A 19,005-nucleotide genomic window follows, 5' to 3' on the forward strand; every position below is an offset into this window, starting at 1 on the left:
TTAATTGTATTCTACTACTATCATCCCCCAATATTGAAGTGAAGGAATTTTAAAAACTAAATTGTTTCCATTTTGAGTAAATTCCAATTCTCTTGAACTTCCTTTATTTAAATCTGGTGAAGCATACCAAACCTTGGTTACAATTTTATTGCTTGTGAGATTTAGCATGAAATCTTTTCTAATTTGAGGTGTATTTTGATCTCCATGTGTATCTCTCCATGTTAATATATTACTATCTGAAAAATTTATTAAATGAATGATTTGTTTATCTGAAAACTCCTTACCAATAACAGATACTTTTGAAAAAACAGGAGGCCAATTTCTTAAACTTATTTTGCCGTCTCCAGAAACCAATTCTGGATTATTAAAAGTACCTCCATCTCTCAATAAGTTTTGATAGGCAACTAAAAAATTATAGTATGATCTAAGGTTCTTTTTTAATTCCGAACTTATATTTAAATTATTGTTTGGAAAATATTCTTTACCTAACATATGTTCCCCTAATTCCAAATGAGAACCTCCAAAAGCGAATATTACAGCATCTGCCAATAAAACACTAGGAGTATTAAAAACCCCAGAGTTATTAGCCAAATCATAATTCAAATATGCAGCTAATACGGTATTTAGAGAATTATTTGATAATGTATTATTATTTTGAATAATGGAAGCTAAATCATCAAACCCTTCATTACCATCCCAAACTTCTGTATAAGCAAAATCTACAGATTCATTTAATATTTGTGATTGCCCATATTGATTTACAGCATTTAGAACCATTTTTTTGTTTGGAAATGTATTTTTTAAATTTGATAAGAAAGGACCAAAAGAATCTTCTATGTTTACAACATCTCCATTGTAATTATATACTTTACCCCGATTTCCAAGTTGATCTAAATGCCAACCATCAAAATCTAGATTATTGTAGATGTTTCGTGTTTTTTGAAAAATATAATCTTGCCATAAAGTATTAGCAGGGTTTAAAACTAGAATATCACTTAAAGCCCAATTATCATCCAAATCATGTTTGTTAATATTTTGATGATTTGAATCATTAAAAAGCATCCATTCAATTGAAACCTCATCAGTTGCAAAATCCTCCCAAGCTCCATATAATAGGTTATAACTCATAGATGCAATATTCATCTCTTTAGATTTTTGTATATAATTTTCTACAGTTCTAAAGTAAGTATCTCGTTTTGCTATATCTAGCCAATTTGATGCTGGAGAATCACCATCCATTTTTAGAGGTAAATGATGTTTATTATGCCAATCATAATATTGCAGTCCATTAATATGATAATCTTTTAAATTATCAATAACTTGATTCATTTGATTATCTGAAATATCTCCAAATTTTGAAAGAAAACCATATCTAGGAAATTTTGTCCAATCTGAAGATACATCTACAGCTACTGATCCAACTGCAATTTCATCTTCATCCACAGACCGATATAACTCTATCATATAGCCTTTAAAATCATCTGAAGGCGGATACCATTCCCAAGAGGTTCCTGATAAGGATTCCTGTGATAAAACCTTATTAAGGTATTTATATTTTATAGTAATATTACTATAAGCATTATCAGATGAAAAAACGATTTTTTCTCCTGGAGCATAAACTGCTTTATCTGTTTTTATATTGATTTCAACTATTTCTACTATTTCCTCTGGAATATAGTTTATATCTTCATTATTGTTTTTACTACAATTACTTAAGAATATTAGTACTAATAGACAACATAATATCTTAATAAGATATTTCTTCATGGCTTAGAATTTATAAAAAATTTAAACTTTGAGAAAAGACTCAATTAAAGGGGAATAATGAATTTAACACACCCCCCCTTTTTTCGCTGTTTTCACAACTTCATTCTTAACTCAATAATTATTATATTTTTGTAATAGTCATTATATTTTGTTCCAAATCAATCATAATTTCATAGCTTCCTGCTTCTCCATCCTTTAATTGCCATTTATTATCTGGTCCATCACATCCGTGAGTAAGAATAAAGTTAGAATCATAAATAGATTGTGATTCAGTAGCTGGATTTATCCAATCTCCATCACACCAATTTCCTTTAAATTTTGAAATTTTAAATTCACCAATTGGATTACTAGCTCCTAATTCACCATTAAAAATATATACTCCATTTTCATAAGTAAAAGGTGCAGGGTTAGCGATATCCCAACCTGCTGGACCTCCATCACCAACAACGTAAAGGTTTACTTTTTCAATTTTTATGGTATTACTGAAAGTGTCTAGTGTAATTTTATATCTTCCTTGATCTTCAGATGTGATAGTCCATTTATTATCTACTTCACACCCTGAATTTTGTTCAACTTCTGTCAAGCTCAGATCTTGACCATTGACTAAAGGTCTGTACCATTGTCCACACCAATCTCCAAGTGCCCCCGCGAAAATTTTAAAGTCTCCCGGAACAAGACTGGCTTCATATGTAAATACAAAAGGGTTACTTGTTCTAGTGAATTCTTGTGGAGAATCAACATTCCAACCACTTGGGCTAGCATCTCCTACAATCCAAATTTGTGAAAATAGGGGCTCCTCACTTTCTTCAATATTAAACGTAAGTTCTAATAAATCAATTTCTATTTTATATTTTCCACCTTCTAAAATTTCCCATTGAATATCATCTCCACTACCAGCAATATTATGAATAATACGTGTTGGATCTGTAGGATCTTGTGTGTAAAAATCTTGGCACCAGCATCCTTCTCTATTTACAGGAAACTTAAAATTCCCTGGAGATAATAAACCTTCATAAGTGAATAAACCAGATTTAGTCGTTGAAGGAACCAATTCTATTGCATTTGAAATATCCCAACCTATTGGTGTTGCATCCCCAACAATAAATAATTGACTTGTTACTGGCAAATATGGGGTAACCACAAAGCTGGTTGAAGCTGTTTGAGATGAAACACTACTATCTGCAAATATCGCAGTAACTCGAGCTTCAAGTTCTTGAGTTGTATTTGGTTCAACATTAAAAGTATTCAACAAAATTTGATTTAACGTTTTATAATTAATTGGGAATCCAAACTGATTTTTTCCCATGTCATATTCCAGAGGCATTGAAAAATCACTTCCTGCTTTATCAATTTCTAGAAAATAAGAAATTGACGAGTTAGTACCTTTATTGCTGCCCGTTGTCCAATTAATTGTTACTGTACTTTCAGTAAAACGCTCATCCAAAACAACTTCTGAGTCCGATACATTTACAGTAAGAACGTCATCAACATCAAATGAGTTATCTTCTAATTGTTCGTCACATGAAATTAATAATGAAGAAAATATTAAAAAGGTTAGAGTGAACAATAGTTTTGAGCAATATTTTATATTTATTTTTTTCATAATCTTAGTTTTATTAGTATCCTGGATTTTGAGTTAGATTAGGATTTCTATCTCTTTCTATTTGAGGTACAGGGAATAGTAAATGTTTTTCCGATGCATTTGTCTTACCAATTGAATGAAGAAAATCAAGACCATATTGCCCATTATTTATTCTAATAAGATCAAACCATCGCTGACCTTCAAAAGCAAGTTCCATTCTACGTTCATGTAATATCGCTTCCTTTAAAGAAATTTGATCCATTCCCGATGAAATATCTAGTAAACCTGCCCTATTTCTCACTATATTTAAAGACGTTTCAGCTTGTGAACTTTGCCCTAATTCATTCAATGCTTCTGCTTTCATTAATAATACATCTGCAAAACGTAAAACAGGGAAATTTAACGGACTATTATCATAGGATGATGATACATCCAGAGGAACTAAATATTTTCTAACATTATAACCTGTTAGTGAATATGCAGCATCATAAGACTTTTCATCAAAATCAGGACCACCTTCAAATAAAATAGTTGCTCCCTTCCTTAAATCATTAGGTTCATATTCATTAACAAATTCTTGTGTTGGTTGATTCCACCCCCATGCACCAGCAACAAAATCAGAACCTCTTGGGCCCATAAATGTACTTAACCATGATGATTGATTTTCATTACCCCAAAAACTAAACCCACCATTACTTGCGTATTGAACCTCAAAAATAGATTCAGCTGAATTTTCAGTATATGGATTAAAATTATCTGAGTAATTATCATTTAGACGATAACCTAACCCTTCAAGCTCAGTTGTTAGTGTAACAACTTTATCCCAATTTCCTAATGTGAGATAAACCTTTGCTAAGATACCTAGAGCAGCTCCTTTACTTGCCCTTCCTAAATCTGTTCCTGAATAACTATCTTTTGTTGGCAGCAATTCTATTGCATTTTCAAGATCACTTATAATTTGGTCATAAACATCATTTTTAGAAACCCTTTCAGGGTATAAACTATCATCTGAAGACTGAGGCTCGGTAATTAAGGGAACATCCCCAAAATATCTTGTTAAAATAAAATAATAATGAGCTCTAAGAAAATACGCTTCTCCAATGGATCTATTTTTTATGGCTTCGTCAATTTCTAGGCTTGGAGCAACATCTAATACAATATTTGACATTAAGATTCCTGGCCAAGGGCCTCTCCAAAGGTCTAAAACTCCAGCATTATCAGTATTTGTGACAAAATTAGTCATATCTTGAGTTTCTATACCATCAGATCCTCCACCAGCTCCAACAATACTATTCCCTGCCATGATATCAGATGTCCACATTCTTAAATTGTATAGCTTAGGCCATTGCAGAGGTTGATACACTCCATTTACAACAGTAATCAATTCTTCTGCAGTAGCTGGATAATTTTCCGTATTTATTGTATCTAAGGGTGTTTTATCTAAAAAATCCTCAGAACAATTAATCATTGAAATAACTACTATTAGTAGTAATATAATTTTAATTTTTTTCATTTTTATATAATTTAAAATCCAATGTTTAATCCAACAGAAATAGTTTTAGTTGTAGGATAAAGATTATTATCTATCCCTCCAATTGAAACTTCTGGATCTAGTCCATTATAACTTGTTAGTGTTAATAAGTTTTTACCAGAAATATATATTCTAGAATAATCAAATAATTTTGTCAAGAAAAACTCTTTTGGAATATTGTATGTTAGCGTTATATTTTTAACTCGTAAATAAGATCCATCTTCTATATATCTGCTTGAGGCTCGACTGTTATTATTTGGATCCCCAAATACCGCACGTGGAATAGAATTACTTGTACCAGGTCCTGTCCATCTGTCTAAAACTGAATTTAATTGATTAGTAGTTATAGACATTCCTTCGGTATATATTCTATTAGCATTAAATATTTCATTACCATAAACTCCTTGTAAAAAAATATTTAATTTAAAATCACCCAAAGTAAATGTATTGTTTAAAGAAAACGTCAAATCAGGATTAGGGTCACCTAAAAAAGTTCTGTCTTCATCAGTAATTAAACCATCATTATTGAGGTCTTTATAACGAATATCCCCAGGAGAAGTACTATTACTAATAGAAGTTCCGGGCACTTGTACTGCGTGATTATCAACTTCTGTTTGAGTTTGAAAAATACCGTCATGTACAAACCCATAAAAAACATCAACTGGATAACCACTTTGGATTCTAGAAAGGTTATAATTTAATCCTATACCTCCTCTAATTAATGGAGTATCACTGTTTATATCAATAACCTCGTTTTTATTAAACGAAAAAACAATATCTGAATCCCATGAGAAATTTTCTTTATCAATATTTCTAGAATTAACAATAACCTCAATCCCTTTGTTTTTAATCTCACCTGCATTAATATAGGGAACATAAATGTCAGAATAACCTGAAGTTACTGGTACAGATTGAGGAACAAGCATGTCTTTCGTATTTTTAATATAAGCATCAATTATTAACTTGATTCTATTATCAAACAAACTAGCATCTAATCCAATATTAAGTTGTTCTTGAGACTCCCACTTGACATTTGAATTTGGTAATACTGTTGGTACAGCTGCACTTACTAAATTACCATTAAAATTATATAAATTAGTGCTATAAGATGATGCGAAAGAATAATTACCTATTTCTTGATTTCCAGTAATTCCAAAACCTGCTCTCAGTTTTATATTATTAATAAATTTTGATTTAAAAAAATCCTCGCTTGAAACTCTCCAGGCTAACGATCCAGACGGAAAGGTACCATATTTATTATCCTTACCAAATCTAGAAGAACCATCACGTCTAATAGTAGCCGTCAAATAGTATTTGCTTTTATAATCAAAATTTGTTCTTGCAAAATAAGAGAATAAAGCCCACTCTGAACCTGTTCCATTTAAAGTTACTTGATCTACCCCATTGTTTAATGTTTGCGATAGTTCACTTGGGAAATTTTGAATAGATCCATTTATAAATTCAAAATTATTCTCTTGCGCACTTGTACCAAGAAGTGCTGTAAGGTTTAATCCATTTTCAAAATTCTTCTTGTATGTTAAGGTATTATCCCAAAGCCAGGTTATGCTCTGGTTAGAAGATTCACTTAAATATGCATTCTGTTGAACATCTGAATCCCATTCATATGAGGGAACCCACGTTCTATTTTTCCAGAAATTTGCTTCTATTCCTAAAACCGTTTTGAAGGTGAAATTATTTAATAAAGATAATTCTCCAAATACAGTTCCTTGAATATTATACCCTTTAGTTACATTGTCTACAATATTTGCTTTCCCTATTGGATTATCAACATCTCCTGAATAAATAGGTTGTCCTATAGGTCCTGAATAATTTCCATTCTCTCTATATATTGGTTGTGTTGGTAAAGATAGAATCGTATTTCTAATATTATAATCTCCCTGAGATTTAATATCATGATTTAATTTAAAATTATTACCAAACTTCAATTTATCTGAAATTTTTGTTTCAGTGTTGAATTGTAAAATATATCTATTATAATCAGTATTAAGAATAATCCCTTCCTGATTAAAAATATTCATAGAAGTATATACTGTAGTCTTTTCATTACCATTTGAATAGGATAATGTATAATTATTTGACATTGCATTATTAAAAAAAGGTGCCAACCAATCCGTCCCTTTTCCTAACTGTTCTGGATTTGCAAAATCTATATTTGGAGTCATTCCTCCATTAATCAACATTTCATTACTTAGTGTTGCAAATTCAGAGGCATTCAAAACAGATAACATATTTGTAGCTTCGCTAAATCCAGTAAACGTATCGAAAGATACAGTGGCTTCACCTTTTTTACCTTTCTTAGTTGTAATTATAACAACACCATTAGCCCCTCTAGACCCATAGATAGCCGTAGATGATGCATCTTTAAGGATATGTAAAGACGCAATATCATTCATGTTCACCTGATTCAAACCTCCATTTAATGGCATCCCATCAACTACAATTAAAGGTTCATTGTTTCCTATTGTACCTGTTCCTCTAATTCTGAAAGATGGATTATCACCTGGCTTACCTGAAGTTACTACTTGAACACCTGAAGCGCGCCCTTGGATTGCATCTCCAACATTTGCAACTGGCTGTCCAACTATCTCTTCTATATCAACTGATGATACTGCACCTGTTAAATCTTTGGATTTTACTGAACCATATCCGACTACTACAACTTCATCTAAAGAATTAAGATCTGGCAATAATTTTACAAAAATAGATGGAGTTTTGACAGCAATTCTTTGTGTCTTATATCCAACATAACTAATTACTAATATGGAATTAGCTTTCTTTACAAATATTTCAAAATTACCATCAAAATCAGTAGTTGCACCATTATCTGAACCTTCCTCAATAATAGAAGCTCCTGGTAAGGGTGTTTCGTTTTCATCTACAATTTTTCCTACAACTTTAAAATTTGTATTACTTTCTTGTGCTGACAATATCGTGGTCGACATTATTAGGATTAAAAGAGTAACAAGAAATTTTACCCTTTTATAAAAAGAACAATTTAGTTTAATATTCATAAATTTTGATTTGTTAATTACTTGTTCAGTTAAATATCAAAACATACAATAATGAAATACTGCACACTTATTTAACAAATTTCCAAAATTTAACAGCTTAAATTACTTGTAAAAATATTTGTATAGATAAATATTAATAAATACATAGTGTCATAAAACTTAAAAAACTATTAATCAGACATGTAAAAAACAAAAGAGTAAAATAAATATATAGAAAAAAAGATGTAAAAAAATTATTTTAGAGCTTTAAAGTAGTAATTTCTAGTAAATTTTGATCAAAATCATTCTTATCTACTATAGCTCTATTACGTATTTTAGTTTTATAAGCATAAATAGAATTTACAGAATACCCTAAAATTTGAGCGATAATCTCATTGTGTTTTACACCCAATCTTATCAAAGCAAAAATTCGTAATTCATTTGAAAGGTGTCGTTCATTTTTTAGTTTAACTTTATACTCATCCTTCATCAAAGAATTAAATTCATTTATAAAGTTAGGAAATAGCTTCATAAAGGCATCATCAAAATTTAGTAAGACTTTTTCTTTTTCTTTCTTTATATTATAATTTGCCACATGGCGCTTTGCCTTTTCAAAATTTTCTTCAAGAATACATTTCTCTATTCTATGTCTAAAATATTTCAGCTTTTCAAATATATCATCGTACTGCGTGAAAAAGAATCCTAGATATTCTTCCTTAATTTTATTAGATTCTAATAGATTCTCATTAATTACTTTTATCCTTAAGTTATGCTCCTTGATTTGTTTATTAACATTCGTTAATTCAATGTTGATTTTTTCAAGATTAGTATGCGCTTCTGATATTTCTTTTTTAGCCTTTTTTAGCTTTCTATATTGCATATAGATTATAAAGAAAAAACAAAGAACAAATAACAGAAATAAACTAATAATGATATTTTGCCAATACAATCTCTCTTTTTCTTTTTCTACATTTAGCACCATTTCTTGCTCTATTAATGGTAAAATCGCACCTACTTGAATTTTTCTCTGTTGAGCTCCATAAAACAAAGCATCTTCATTAGCTTTGTGAATTAAAACAGATGCATTTTTAATATCACCTTTTTTAAAAAGAATTTCAGACAATTTAATAATTGCTAAAGATTCCTTTGCTGAAGTCTTAATATCTGAAATAACTGCTTTTGCAAAATAGTTTATTGCCTGTTCACTTTTATCTAGTTGTAAATATAAATCTCCAACCATATAATTCACTAGTGCCTTATCTCTAATTCCAATACTATCTTGAAGTAAATATTTGAATTCATCAAGTGCCTCCTCAGTTTGATTGTTCTTTGATTTGTTAAATATCCTTAAAAAGGAATTGAAAAATGTATTTTCATCTGTATTTTCTAATGCTTTTTCTCTATAATAATTGGCTTGCTTTTTGTAATCTAAATAAAAATTTGGAATATTATTATATTCAGCCATATCTCCATAGCAACGTCCCATTAAACCATAATAAAGTGAACGATAGTTTTTTGGCATATCAACCGGATTTATTGATTCTAAAAAGCTAAAAGCTTCTTTGTACATTCCAGCTGAAACACTTATATCTGCTAAATTTATATTTGCAGTATTTACTATTAAATTATCATTAATCTTAAGTGCTATTTTTTTTGCTCGTAACGCATAGTGAAAGGCAGAATCCCTTTTAAAAACTTTATATTCTTGAAATAATTGCTCATTTAAATAATAGAGAGTTATTAAATCCTTTTTATTCGTACTTAGTAGTGTTTTTTTTATGCTGTTAATATTGAGTATCTTTTCCTTATCATACCCTAAAGAAGATTTGATAACTTTATTTAGATTTACTAGAGTATTATTTTCTTGACCATTAATATTTTGAGGTATAAAAAAATAAATACATACTGATAATAAAAAACCTCTCAATAGATATGTTTTCACAATTAATATTTAGAATTCTTAAAAATATAAAGGTAATTTATTTATACAAATATTAAAATAATGGTAAATAAGTATTTATAACTTACTTACCATACCTACCCCTTTAATTTCAACTTATTTATTTCTTCACTAACTTTCCTTTTTATTACTTTCCCATAACTATCTTCAGTTGTTATTATACTGCTATGTCCAAGAAGCTGTGATACAATCTCCATAGGCACATCATTATATAACAGTACAGTAGATGCAAATGTTTTCCTTGCAGTATGAGTTGTCAATCTTTTAGTTATTCCTAGGATATTTGCTATTTCCTTTAAGTAAGAATTATAACGTTGGTTACTACATATTTCAAAAACTACCTCAGAATTATCATCCTCATACTTTTTAATCAGCTGTTTAGCTTTAGGTAACAATGGAACACTAATATTCTTTTGTGTTTTCTCCCTTTTCATTTCAATCCACAATTCACCATCAAAACCTATAACAATATGTTGTTTTTTAAGATTTTTGATTTCATTATATGCCAATCCTGTATAACAACTAAATACAAACCAATCTTTAACTTGTTGTAATCTTGGTTGAACAAATTGATGGTTTTCTAAATTCTCTAATTCATCTACAGATAAAAACACAATTTCCTTCTTGATATGCTTAGCTCTGTACAATAAAAATGGGTCTTTATCTAAATACCCTTCAGCTACTGCAACCTTAACAGATTTTCTGAAACGTTGTATATTCTTATTCACAGTAATTTGTTTATGGTTCTTCTCTGTTTTCAGATAATAATCAAAGTCAAATAAAAACTGAAGTCTTAGCTTATTTAACGGTAGATCATTGGTTTTATATTTCCATTTAATAAAAGATTTTACATTGTTTTTTACATAGTAGGATTTGTTCCAAGTTATCTGCTTAATGTCTATTCCTATAAGCTTTTTTAGCTTATCTAAGAACGCTTCAAAGTATTCAATTACATTGTGTTCTTTAGCTATTTTCACGCCTTTATACAGCATGTAAATATCATCTACAGAAAAGTTTTCTTCCTGAATTTGAAGGAATAAAAAAGCCCTATTAATTTTACTTTTAATAAGGCTTAGTTGTGTGTTGATGTTGTCATTTTCATCATTAGGAGGTTTAGCATTTTGGTGCTTACTATCCCAGAATGATGGATTTATAAATAATCCTGTAGAGAATTCTTTTCTATTTTTATTGTAGGTGGTTCTGCATTTTATAACAGATTTATCTTTTTTATTCGTTTTTGATTTATCTATATAAAACCTTATTGTAATTTTCATAATTGTATGTTTTTGAAGATGATTAAAAATGGGGCACCTTTTAAAAATAGTGGGGCACCTAATAGGGCACCTTTTTTACTCAAAAAAGTTGACAAGTTGGCAAATTGTAGGTAAATGCAATGAATGCATATAATGCAATAATATTAGGAAGTATGTAGTGTTCAACCTGTATAAAATAAAAAAGCCTCTACATTTCTGTAAAGGCTTTCAGCACTTGAGCTCCCCCTCTTGGACTCGAACCAAGGACCCTCTGATTAACAGTCAGATGCTCTAACCAACTGAGCTAAGGAGGAATTTATTCTCTTTTGCGAGTGCAAATATACAAGGTTTTATACTTTTTGCAAGATTTTTTTAGAAAAAAAATAAGATTTTATCATTTTTTTTTTACTATTCAAGTAACTACCTGAAAATTAAACTTTAAAAGTGAAAATAAATTAATGATTATTTTATTAAGTTTTCATTATTTAGTGCTAATTAAACATAGAAAATATTGCATATTTACTATAACTCACCTATTTGTATTAAAAATATAATAATTACAATTAAGCTTTTAATAAATCGATGGTTTTGTTAAAAATTGTATTTTAGCCGTTACTAAACAAATCATTGACTATTAACAATAAATATGGATAAGTTTTCATTTTTAAATACCGTGCATACAGGATATATTTCCGATTTATACGACCAGTATTTAATAAATCCCGATACCTTAGAACCCAGTTGGAAAAGTTTTTTTCAAGGCTACGATTTTGCCAATGAAGAGTATTCATTAACTGATGAAAAATCTGATTTTGAAGTTCCTGAAAATGTTTTGAAGGAATTTAAAGTGCTCGACTTAATTAATGGGTACAGAACAAGAGGGCACTTATTTACCAAAACAAATCCAGTTCGTGAACGAAGAAAATATACACCTACACTTGCTATTGAAAACTTTGGATTGTCTGAAAAAGATTTAGACACCGTTTTTGATGCTGGTAATATTATTGGAACAGGTAAAGCCAATTTACGCACAATAATTAAACATTTAGAAACTGTTTATTGCGATTCAATTGGTGTTGAATATATGTATATTCGAAATCCTGAAGAAATAAAGTGGTTTCAAAAACAACTGAACAAAAACTCAAACCACCCCGATTATACGCCAGAAACAAAAAAATATGTACTGCAAAAGTTAAATCAGGCAGTCACTTTTGAAAACTTTCTGCAAACAAAATATGTAGGCCAAAAGCGTTTTTCATTAGAAGGAGGTGAAACTTTAATTCCAGCAATGGGCGCTGTTATCCGATTGGCTGCAGAAAATTACAATGTTAAAGAGTTTGTTTTTGGGATGGCTCATAGAGGTCGTTTAAATACATTGATAAATATTTTCAGAAAACCTATCCGAGATTTATTTAACGAATTTGAAGGGAAAGATTTTGAAGAAAAAGATTTTGATGGCGATGTAAAATATCATTTAGGATTAACCATTACAAAAACTTTAAAAAACAATACTGAACTGAAGATGAATTTAGTTCCAAATCCTTCTCACTTAGAAACTGTTGGACCTATTGTTGAAGGAATTGCACGTGCTAAAATAGATAAAACTTATAACGGAGATAATTCAAAAATACTTCCAATAATTGTTCATGGTGATGCTGCCATTGCAGGTCAAGGATTGGTGTATGAAGTTACTCAAATGAGTCAATTAAAAGGTTATTCAACGGGCGGAACCATTCATATTGTAGTAAATAATCAAATTGGCTTTACCACCAATTATTTAGATGCACGCTCAAGTACATACTGTACAGATGTTGCAAAAGTAACTTTATCGCCTGTTTTACACGTAAATGCTGACGATGTGGAAGCCGTTACACATGCTGTAGAAATTGCACTTAATTTTAGAATGCAATTCAAAAGAGATATTTTTATTGATTTATTGGGTTATAGAAAATACGGTCATAATGAAGGTGATGAACCTCGTTTTACACAACCTAAATTATACAAAGCAATTTCAAAGCATTCAAACCCAAGAGATATTTATGCTGAAAAATTAATAGCTGAAGGTGTAATTGACACTTCTTATTTAAATAAATCTATTGAAGAATTCAAAAATTTATTAGAAGAGGAATATAACGAATCAAAAAAAATTGATAGTTCTAAAGTACGTGAATTTATGCAAGATACTTGGGAAGGTTTTACTAGAAAAGACCTTGATTCTATGCTAATTTCAGAAAATACAACGTATCCAAAATCCAAATTAGAAACTATTGCGAAAATTGTTTCAACGGTACCCCAAGGTGTTAAGTTTTTACGTAAAGCAGAGAAAATTTTACGAGACAGAAACAACATGGTTTTTGAAACCAATAAAATTGATTGGGGAATGGGTGAAACCTTAGCCTACGGAAGTTTATTGCAAGAAGGTTTTGATGTTCGTATTTCTGGTCAGGATGTTGAACGTGGTACATTTAGCCATCGTCACGCAATTTTACGTGATGAAATTTCAGAAGAACGTATCAACTTATTAAATACAATTAGTGACAAACAAGGTAAAATGGAAATTTACAATTCCTTATTATCTGAATATGGTGTGCTTGGTTTTGACTACGGTTATGCAATGGCAAACCCAAATTCGTTAACCATTTGGGAAGCCCAATTTGGAGATTTTAGTAACGGTGCACAAATTATTTTCGACCAATATATGTCGGCTGCTGAAGATAAATGGAAACTACAAAATGGTATTGTAGTATTGCTTCCTCACGGTTATGAAGGTCAAGGATCTGAACATTCATCAGCTCGTATGGAACGTTTTTTACAATTATGCGCTATAGACAATATGAATATCGCAGATTGTTCAACTCCCGCAAATTTTTATCATTTGTTACGCCGACAAATGAAACGAGATTTCAGAAAACCATTAATTGTATTTACACCCAAAAGTTTATTGCGTCACCCTTTAGCAACTTCAACATTAGAAGAGTTTTCCGAAGGAAGTTTTCAAGAAGTAATTGATGATATCATAGAACCTGAAAATGTAATTAAATTAGTATTTTGCACTGGTAAATTCTATTACGATTTATTAGCCGAACGTACCAATTTAGATAGAAATGATATTGCTTTAGTGAGAATTGAACAATTATTCCCTTTACATTTAGAAAAATTAAAAGAAGTTATTAATAGATATCCAAACGTAAAAAATTATGTTTGGGCACAAGAAGAACCTGAAAATATGGGCGCATGGAGTTTTATGCTGCAACGTTTTAGATTGGTACATTTAGAGGTTGCATCACAACCTTTTTATGCAGTTCCAGCAGCAGGTTCAGCAGCAAGATTTAAAAGAAGACACCAACGTGTTATTGATAATGTATTTGAAACGAGCAAAACAAATTTTGACTCAAATGAAAATATTTAATACTAACTAATAAAAATTCGTCTATAAAGACAAAAAACTAATAAGATGATTTTAGAAATGAAAGTTCCCTCTCCGGGAGAATCTATTACAGAAGTAGAAATTGCAACTTGGCTGGTTCAAGATGGAGATTACGTTGAAAAAGATCAACCAATTGCTGAAGTTGATTCAGACAAAGCAACTTTAGAATTACCGGCTGAAGAAAGTGGAATTATAACTTTAAAAGCTGAAGAAGGTGATGCTGTAGCTGTTGGTGCTGTAGTTTGTTTAATTGATTTAGACGGGAAAAAACCTATAGGAACAGCTACTAAAGAAGTGAAAACAGAATCGCCGAAAGCAGTTGAAAAGAAAGATGAATTAGTCACTTCGAGCGCAGTCGAGAAAACGTATGCTACTGGAACTACTTCACCAGCTTCAAAGAAAATTTTAGATGAAAAAGGAATTACTCCTTCCGATGTAAAAGGAACAGGGCGAGATGGAAGAATTACTAAAGATGACGCTATAAATGCGACACCAAGTATGGGAACTCCTGTTGGTGGATCACGTAATTCTGAACGTTCAAAAATGTCTATGCTTCGTAGAAAAGTAGCACAACGATTGGTTGCTGTGAAAAATGAAACTGCTATGCTTACTACTTTTAATGAAGTAGATATGAAACCAATTTTTGATTTAAGAAAAGAATATAAAGACGATTTTAAAGCAAAACATGGTGTTAGCCTTGGGTTTATGAGTTTCTTCACATTAGCAGTTGTTAGAGCTTTAGAATTGTACCCAGATGTAAATTCAATGTTAGATGGCGATTATAAAATTTTACACGACTTTAAGGATATTTCAATTGCAGTTTCTGGACCAAAAGGTTTAATGGTTCCTGTAATTAGAAATGCTGAAAATTTAACATTTAGAGGTGTTGAAAGTGAAGTAAAACGCTTAGCTATAAGAGCTCGTGACGGTCAAATTACAGTTGATGAAATGACAGGTGGAACTTTTACAATTACTAACGGTGGTGTATTTGGCTCTATGCTATCTACACCAATTATAAACCCTCCACAAAGTGGAATTTTGGGAATGCATAATATTATTGAAAGACCAGTTGCTATTAATGGAGAGGTGGTTATTAGACCAATAATGTATGTTGCCTTATCTTACGACCATAGAGTTATTGACGGAAGAGAATCTGTTGGATTTTTAGTGGCTGTAAAAGAAGCTTTAGAAAATCCAGTTGAAATATTATTAAATAATGATATTAAAAAAGGGTTAGAATTATAGAAAATAATACTCTTTAAAAATATTTAAAAAGCCAGGCAAAATTGTCTGGCTTTTTTTTATACTTGTATGACAAAAACCCTAAAAAAACATTGGAATTATAATTCCAAATATATTTAAATCCGAACAGTCCGTTCGGGTTTTTTTATGATAAATGTCATCTTTATTTAAAATGATTCTAAATAATCTTGCGTGTTATTTAGAATCATTCTAAATTTGTATTTCGATTTAAGAAACAGAATGAAATTCTTTAGAAATAGCCTTGTCATAAAATTCTTAAGCTTATTAAGTTTAAGTATTCTACTATTGAGTATTATTAACCGAAGTGTTTATTTACATTCTCATCAACTTGGAAGTGGTGAAATAGTAATTCACGCACATCCATTTAATCAGCAAGAAGATAATGCCCCTTTAAAATCTCATAAGCATACCTCCCTAGAGTATTTAGTATTTAAAACTTTTAATATTTTTACAACCATTATCCTTTTATTTATATTAGCTACTTTTATAGCGGCAGCTTCTGTTAAAAGATTTGTTTTAAAAACTTTAATCAGGCAGTTTTATTTTCATTATAAACAAAACAAATCTCCACCTATTTTAAATAGTATTTAGTACATCAAAGAGTAATAACAACTATTTAAAATATATAATGAAAAGAATTACATTAATTCTAATAAACATAATGTTTATTAGTCAATCAATTATTGCACAAGACAGTAATAAAAATGCTAGCATTACAGGAAAAACAACAAGCAATGGTATTGGAATTCCGTATGTTTCAATCTTTTTAAAAGGGACAACAATTGGAACTTCAACAAATGAAAAAGCCGAATTCAATCTTTCAAATTTAATCCCTGGCTTGTATACCATTCAAATACAAGCTGTTGGATTTAAACCTTTTGAACAAAATATTGAGCTACAAAACAATGAAAATAAACATATAAACATTGAACTTGAAACAGACGTTTTAGGCTTAGAAGAAGTTGTGGTGACAGGTAATAGAGCTAGAATTATGCGTAAAAAAGCGTCTTCAATTGTAAACGTAATAAACAGTAACATTTTCAGTTCAACTCAATCAGTAACCTTAAGTGAAGGTTTGAATTTTTGCTCTGGATTAAGAATGGAAAACGATTGTCAGAACTGTGGGTTTAGTCAAGTTAGAATGAACGGATTAGAAGGCCCTTATTCTCAAATACTAATTAATAGTAGACCCATTTTTAGCGGTTTAGCAGGTGTGTATGGTTTAGAGCTAATTCCATCAAATATGATTGAAAAAGTTGAAATCATTCGCGGTGGTGGTTCTGCTTTGTATGGCGGAAATGCAATAGCTGGAACCATAAACATATTGCTAAAAGATCCTATTCAAAATTCTTTTGAAATTGGAGTAAACAACTCTTTTATTGGAGTTGGTCTAGATGATTCGAATGCTACAGCAACAGATTACTCATTAAACTTTAACGCAACTGTTGTTGGAAAAAATGAACAAAGTGGTGTTGCCATTTATGGTTTTAATAGAGAACGAAAACCTTTTGATGCTAATGGAGATTCCTATTCAGAAATTGCCCTGCTAAAAAATATTACGTTAGGTTCAAGAATGTTTCATAAGTTAGGCACAAAAGCAAAAGTTTCGTTAGATTTTTTCCATATAAATGAAGAAAGGAGAGGTGGAAATAAATTTAACCTGCCAAATCATGAAGCTGATATTTCTGAAGCTTTAGAACATAATTTAACAACTGCTGCATTTACATTTGAGCAATATTATAGAAACAATGATTTATTTTCAGTTTTTGGTGCTGTTCAAAAAATTAATCGTGATTCTTATTATGGTGCCGAAAAATCTTTAAGCGATTATGGAAACACAAAGGATGTAATGATTAACACAGGAATTCAATACAATGCAAAATTCAACTCTTCTGATTTAGTTGTAGGAATTGAAGATACACATTCAATATTAAAGGACATAAAACTTGGGTATTTAGATCTTAACAATGCACTAATTGTTGATAATAAAATTGTTTCAATTCCACATACTAACAGTACAACTATTTCAAATCAGAAAATGAATTCGCTTGGGTTGTTTTCTCAATACGATATAAGAATAAATAAACTAAAACTATCTTTAGGAGCTCGTATAGATAATTATACTATTGAAGATAAAGAAAGTAATGCTGCTAAAAAAACAGGCAATGTATTTAGTCCTCGTATTAATTTTTTATATGACATTCGCGCAGATTTCCAAGCAAGGTTCAGTTATTCAGGAGGATATAGAGCGCCTCAAATTTTTGATGAAGATTTACATATTGAATCATCAGGATCGAGAAAAGTTATACATGTAAACGATGCTGATTTAAAACAAGAAACTAGCGATAGCTTTATGGCTTCATTAGATTATAATACAACATTTGGATCAACAAGTTTTGGATTTTTAGTTGAAGGGTTTTATACAAAATTAAACAATCCGTTTACCAATGAATATTCAGCACCAAATGAAGATGGCATAGTAATTTACAATAGAATAAATGCTTCTGAAGGTGCATTTGTTCAGGGAATTAATTTGGAGTTGAACTACGTTCCGATTGCTGTATTAAAATTTAAAGGAGGGTTTACTTCCCAAAAAAGCAAGTACGTAAAAGCACAAGAATTTGATGAAAAAAACTTTTTTAGAACTCCTGAAAATTACGGGTTTTTCACCATAGACTGGGAGCCATCAGATAGCTGGTGTATTATTGGAACTGGAACATATACAGGAAAAATGTTAATCCCATATTTTGGGACTACAATTCCCAATCCTAAAGAAGGAATACTTAAAAACTCTGGAACTTTTTTTGATGCAGGTTTAAAAATAACCAAAATATTAAAGTTAGCACATAATAATCTAGAAATATCAAGCGGAATTAAAAATATATTCAATTCGTATCAAGAAGATTTTGATATAGGAATTGACAGAGATCCAGCCTATGTATACGGACCAATGACACCTAGAACTATATATTTTGGATTAAAATTTGGAAATATTTTAAACTAAACTCTTTATTTAGATAATAGCTAATTTATAATAAAGAAGTCGAACCTAGCGATTCGGCTTCTTTATTATGAATTTGTTTACTTATTTAATGGGTCTTCGTAAATCTTAAATTTAGGGCTTTCATAACAGCTGATTATCAGCGTTATGAGATTTACAAATAAATTCAAAGTGATCAACTTTACAATTTTTAAGATAGCCTCTTTTTTT

The 19,005-nt window shown here is 30.3% G+C and carries 10 protein-coding genes and 1 tRNA gene; 4 read left to right on the forward strand and 7 right to left on the reverse strand.

From position 1 onward, the window contains the following. The 7 genes from Q0352_RS05595 to Q0352_RS05625 form a co-directional block, all read right to left on the reverse strand. On the reverse strand, positions 1–1,767 hold the full coding sequence (locus tag Q0352_RS05595; RefSeq protein WP_299524890.1) for a glycoside hydrolase family 66 protein: 1,767 nt from the start codon (positions 1,765–1,767) through the stop codon (positions 1–3). A gap of 121 nt (positions 1,768–1,888) precedes the next feature. Then, positions 1,889–3,370 (reverse strand): SusF/SusE family outer membrane protein, encoded by a 1,482-nt coding sequence (locus Q0352_RS05600; RefSeq protein ID WP_299524893.1) that lies wholly within the window; start codon positions 3,368–3,370, stop codon positions 1,889–1,891. Between the two features lie 13 nt (positions 3,371–3,383). Further along, complete coding sequence (locus Q0352_RS05605) at positions 3,384–4,862, reverse strand: RagB/SusD family nutrient uptake outer membrane protein (RefSeq protein WP_299524896.1); 1,479 nt, start codon at positions 4,860–4,862, stop codon at positions 3,384–3,386. Positions 4,863–4,873: 11 nt separating this feature from the next. Next, positions 4,874–7,843, reverse strand: coding sequence for a TonB-dependent receptor (locus tag Q0352_RS05610; protein ID WP_299524899.1), 2,970 nt, complete (start codon positions 7,841–7,843; stop codon positions 4,874–4,876). Positions 7,844–8,150: 307 nt separating this feature from the next. Beyond that, entirely contained in the window at positions 8,151–9,833 is a 1,683-nt protein-coding gene (locus Q0352_RS05615; protein WP_299524902.1) for a DUF6377 domain-containing protein, read from the reverse strand. A 95-nt stretch (positions 9,834–9,928) separates the two neighbouring features. Beyond that, positions 9,929–11,125 (reverse strand): site-specific integrase, encoded by a 1,197-nt coding sequence (locus Q0352_RS05620; RefSeq protein ID WP_299524905.1) that lies wholly within the window; start codon positions 11,123–11,125, stop codon positions 9,929–9,931. Between the two features lie 219 nt (positions 11,126–11,344). Then, positions 11,345–11,418: transfer RNA gene (locus Q0352_RS05625), tRNA-Asn, on the reverse strand. 332 nt (positions 11,419–11,750) lie between these two features. Between Q0352_RS05625 and Q0352_RS05630 the strand changes: the two genes are divergently transcribed. From Q0352_RS05630 to Q0352_RS05645, 4 genes are all read left to right on the forward strand, one after another. Continuing rightward, positions 11,751–14,513: a 2-oxoglutarate dehydrogenase E1 component gene (locus Q0352_RS05630; RefSeq protein ID WP_299524909.1), complete on the forward strand. Its 2,763-nt coding sequence runs from the start codon at positions 11,751–11,753 to the stop codon at positions 14,511–14,513. A gap of 45 nt (positions 14,514–14,558) precedes the next feature. Beyond that, positions 14,559–15,776 carry a 2-oxoglutarate dehydrogenase complex dihydrolipoyllysine-residue succinyltransferase gene (gene odhB, locus Q0352_RS05635; RefSeq protein WP_299524912.1) on the forward strand — a complete coding sequence of 406 codons (1,218 nt, stop codon included), beginning with the start codon at positions 14,559–14,561 and terminating at the stop codon, positions 15,774–15,776. Positions 15,777–16,079: 303 nt separating this feature from the next. Beyond that, on the forward strand, positions 16,080–16,385 hold the full coding sequence (locus tag Q0352_RS05640) for a hypothetical protein (protein WP_299524915.1): 306 nt from the start codon (positions 16,080–16,082) through the stop codon (positions 16,383–16,385). A 37-nt stretch (positions 16,386–16,422) separates the two neighbouring features. Beyond that, positions 16,423–18,798, forward strand: coding sequence for a TonB-dependent receptor (locus Q0352_RS05645; protein ID WP_299524918.1), 2,376 nt, complete (start codon positions 16,423–16,425; stop codon positions 18,796–18,798). The last annotated feature ends 207 nt before the right edge of the window (positions 18,799–19,005 follow it).

The organism is uncultured Lutibacter sp. (assembly GCF_937891065.1).
In the GTDB taxonomy this organism is placed as follows: domain Bacteria; phylum Bacteroidota; class Bacteroidia; order Flavobacteriales; family Flavobacteriaceae; genus Lutibacter.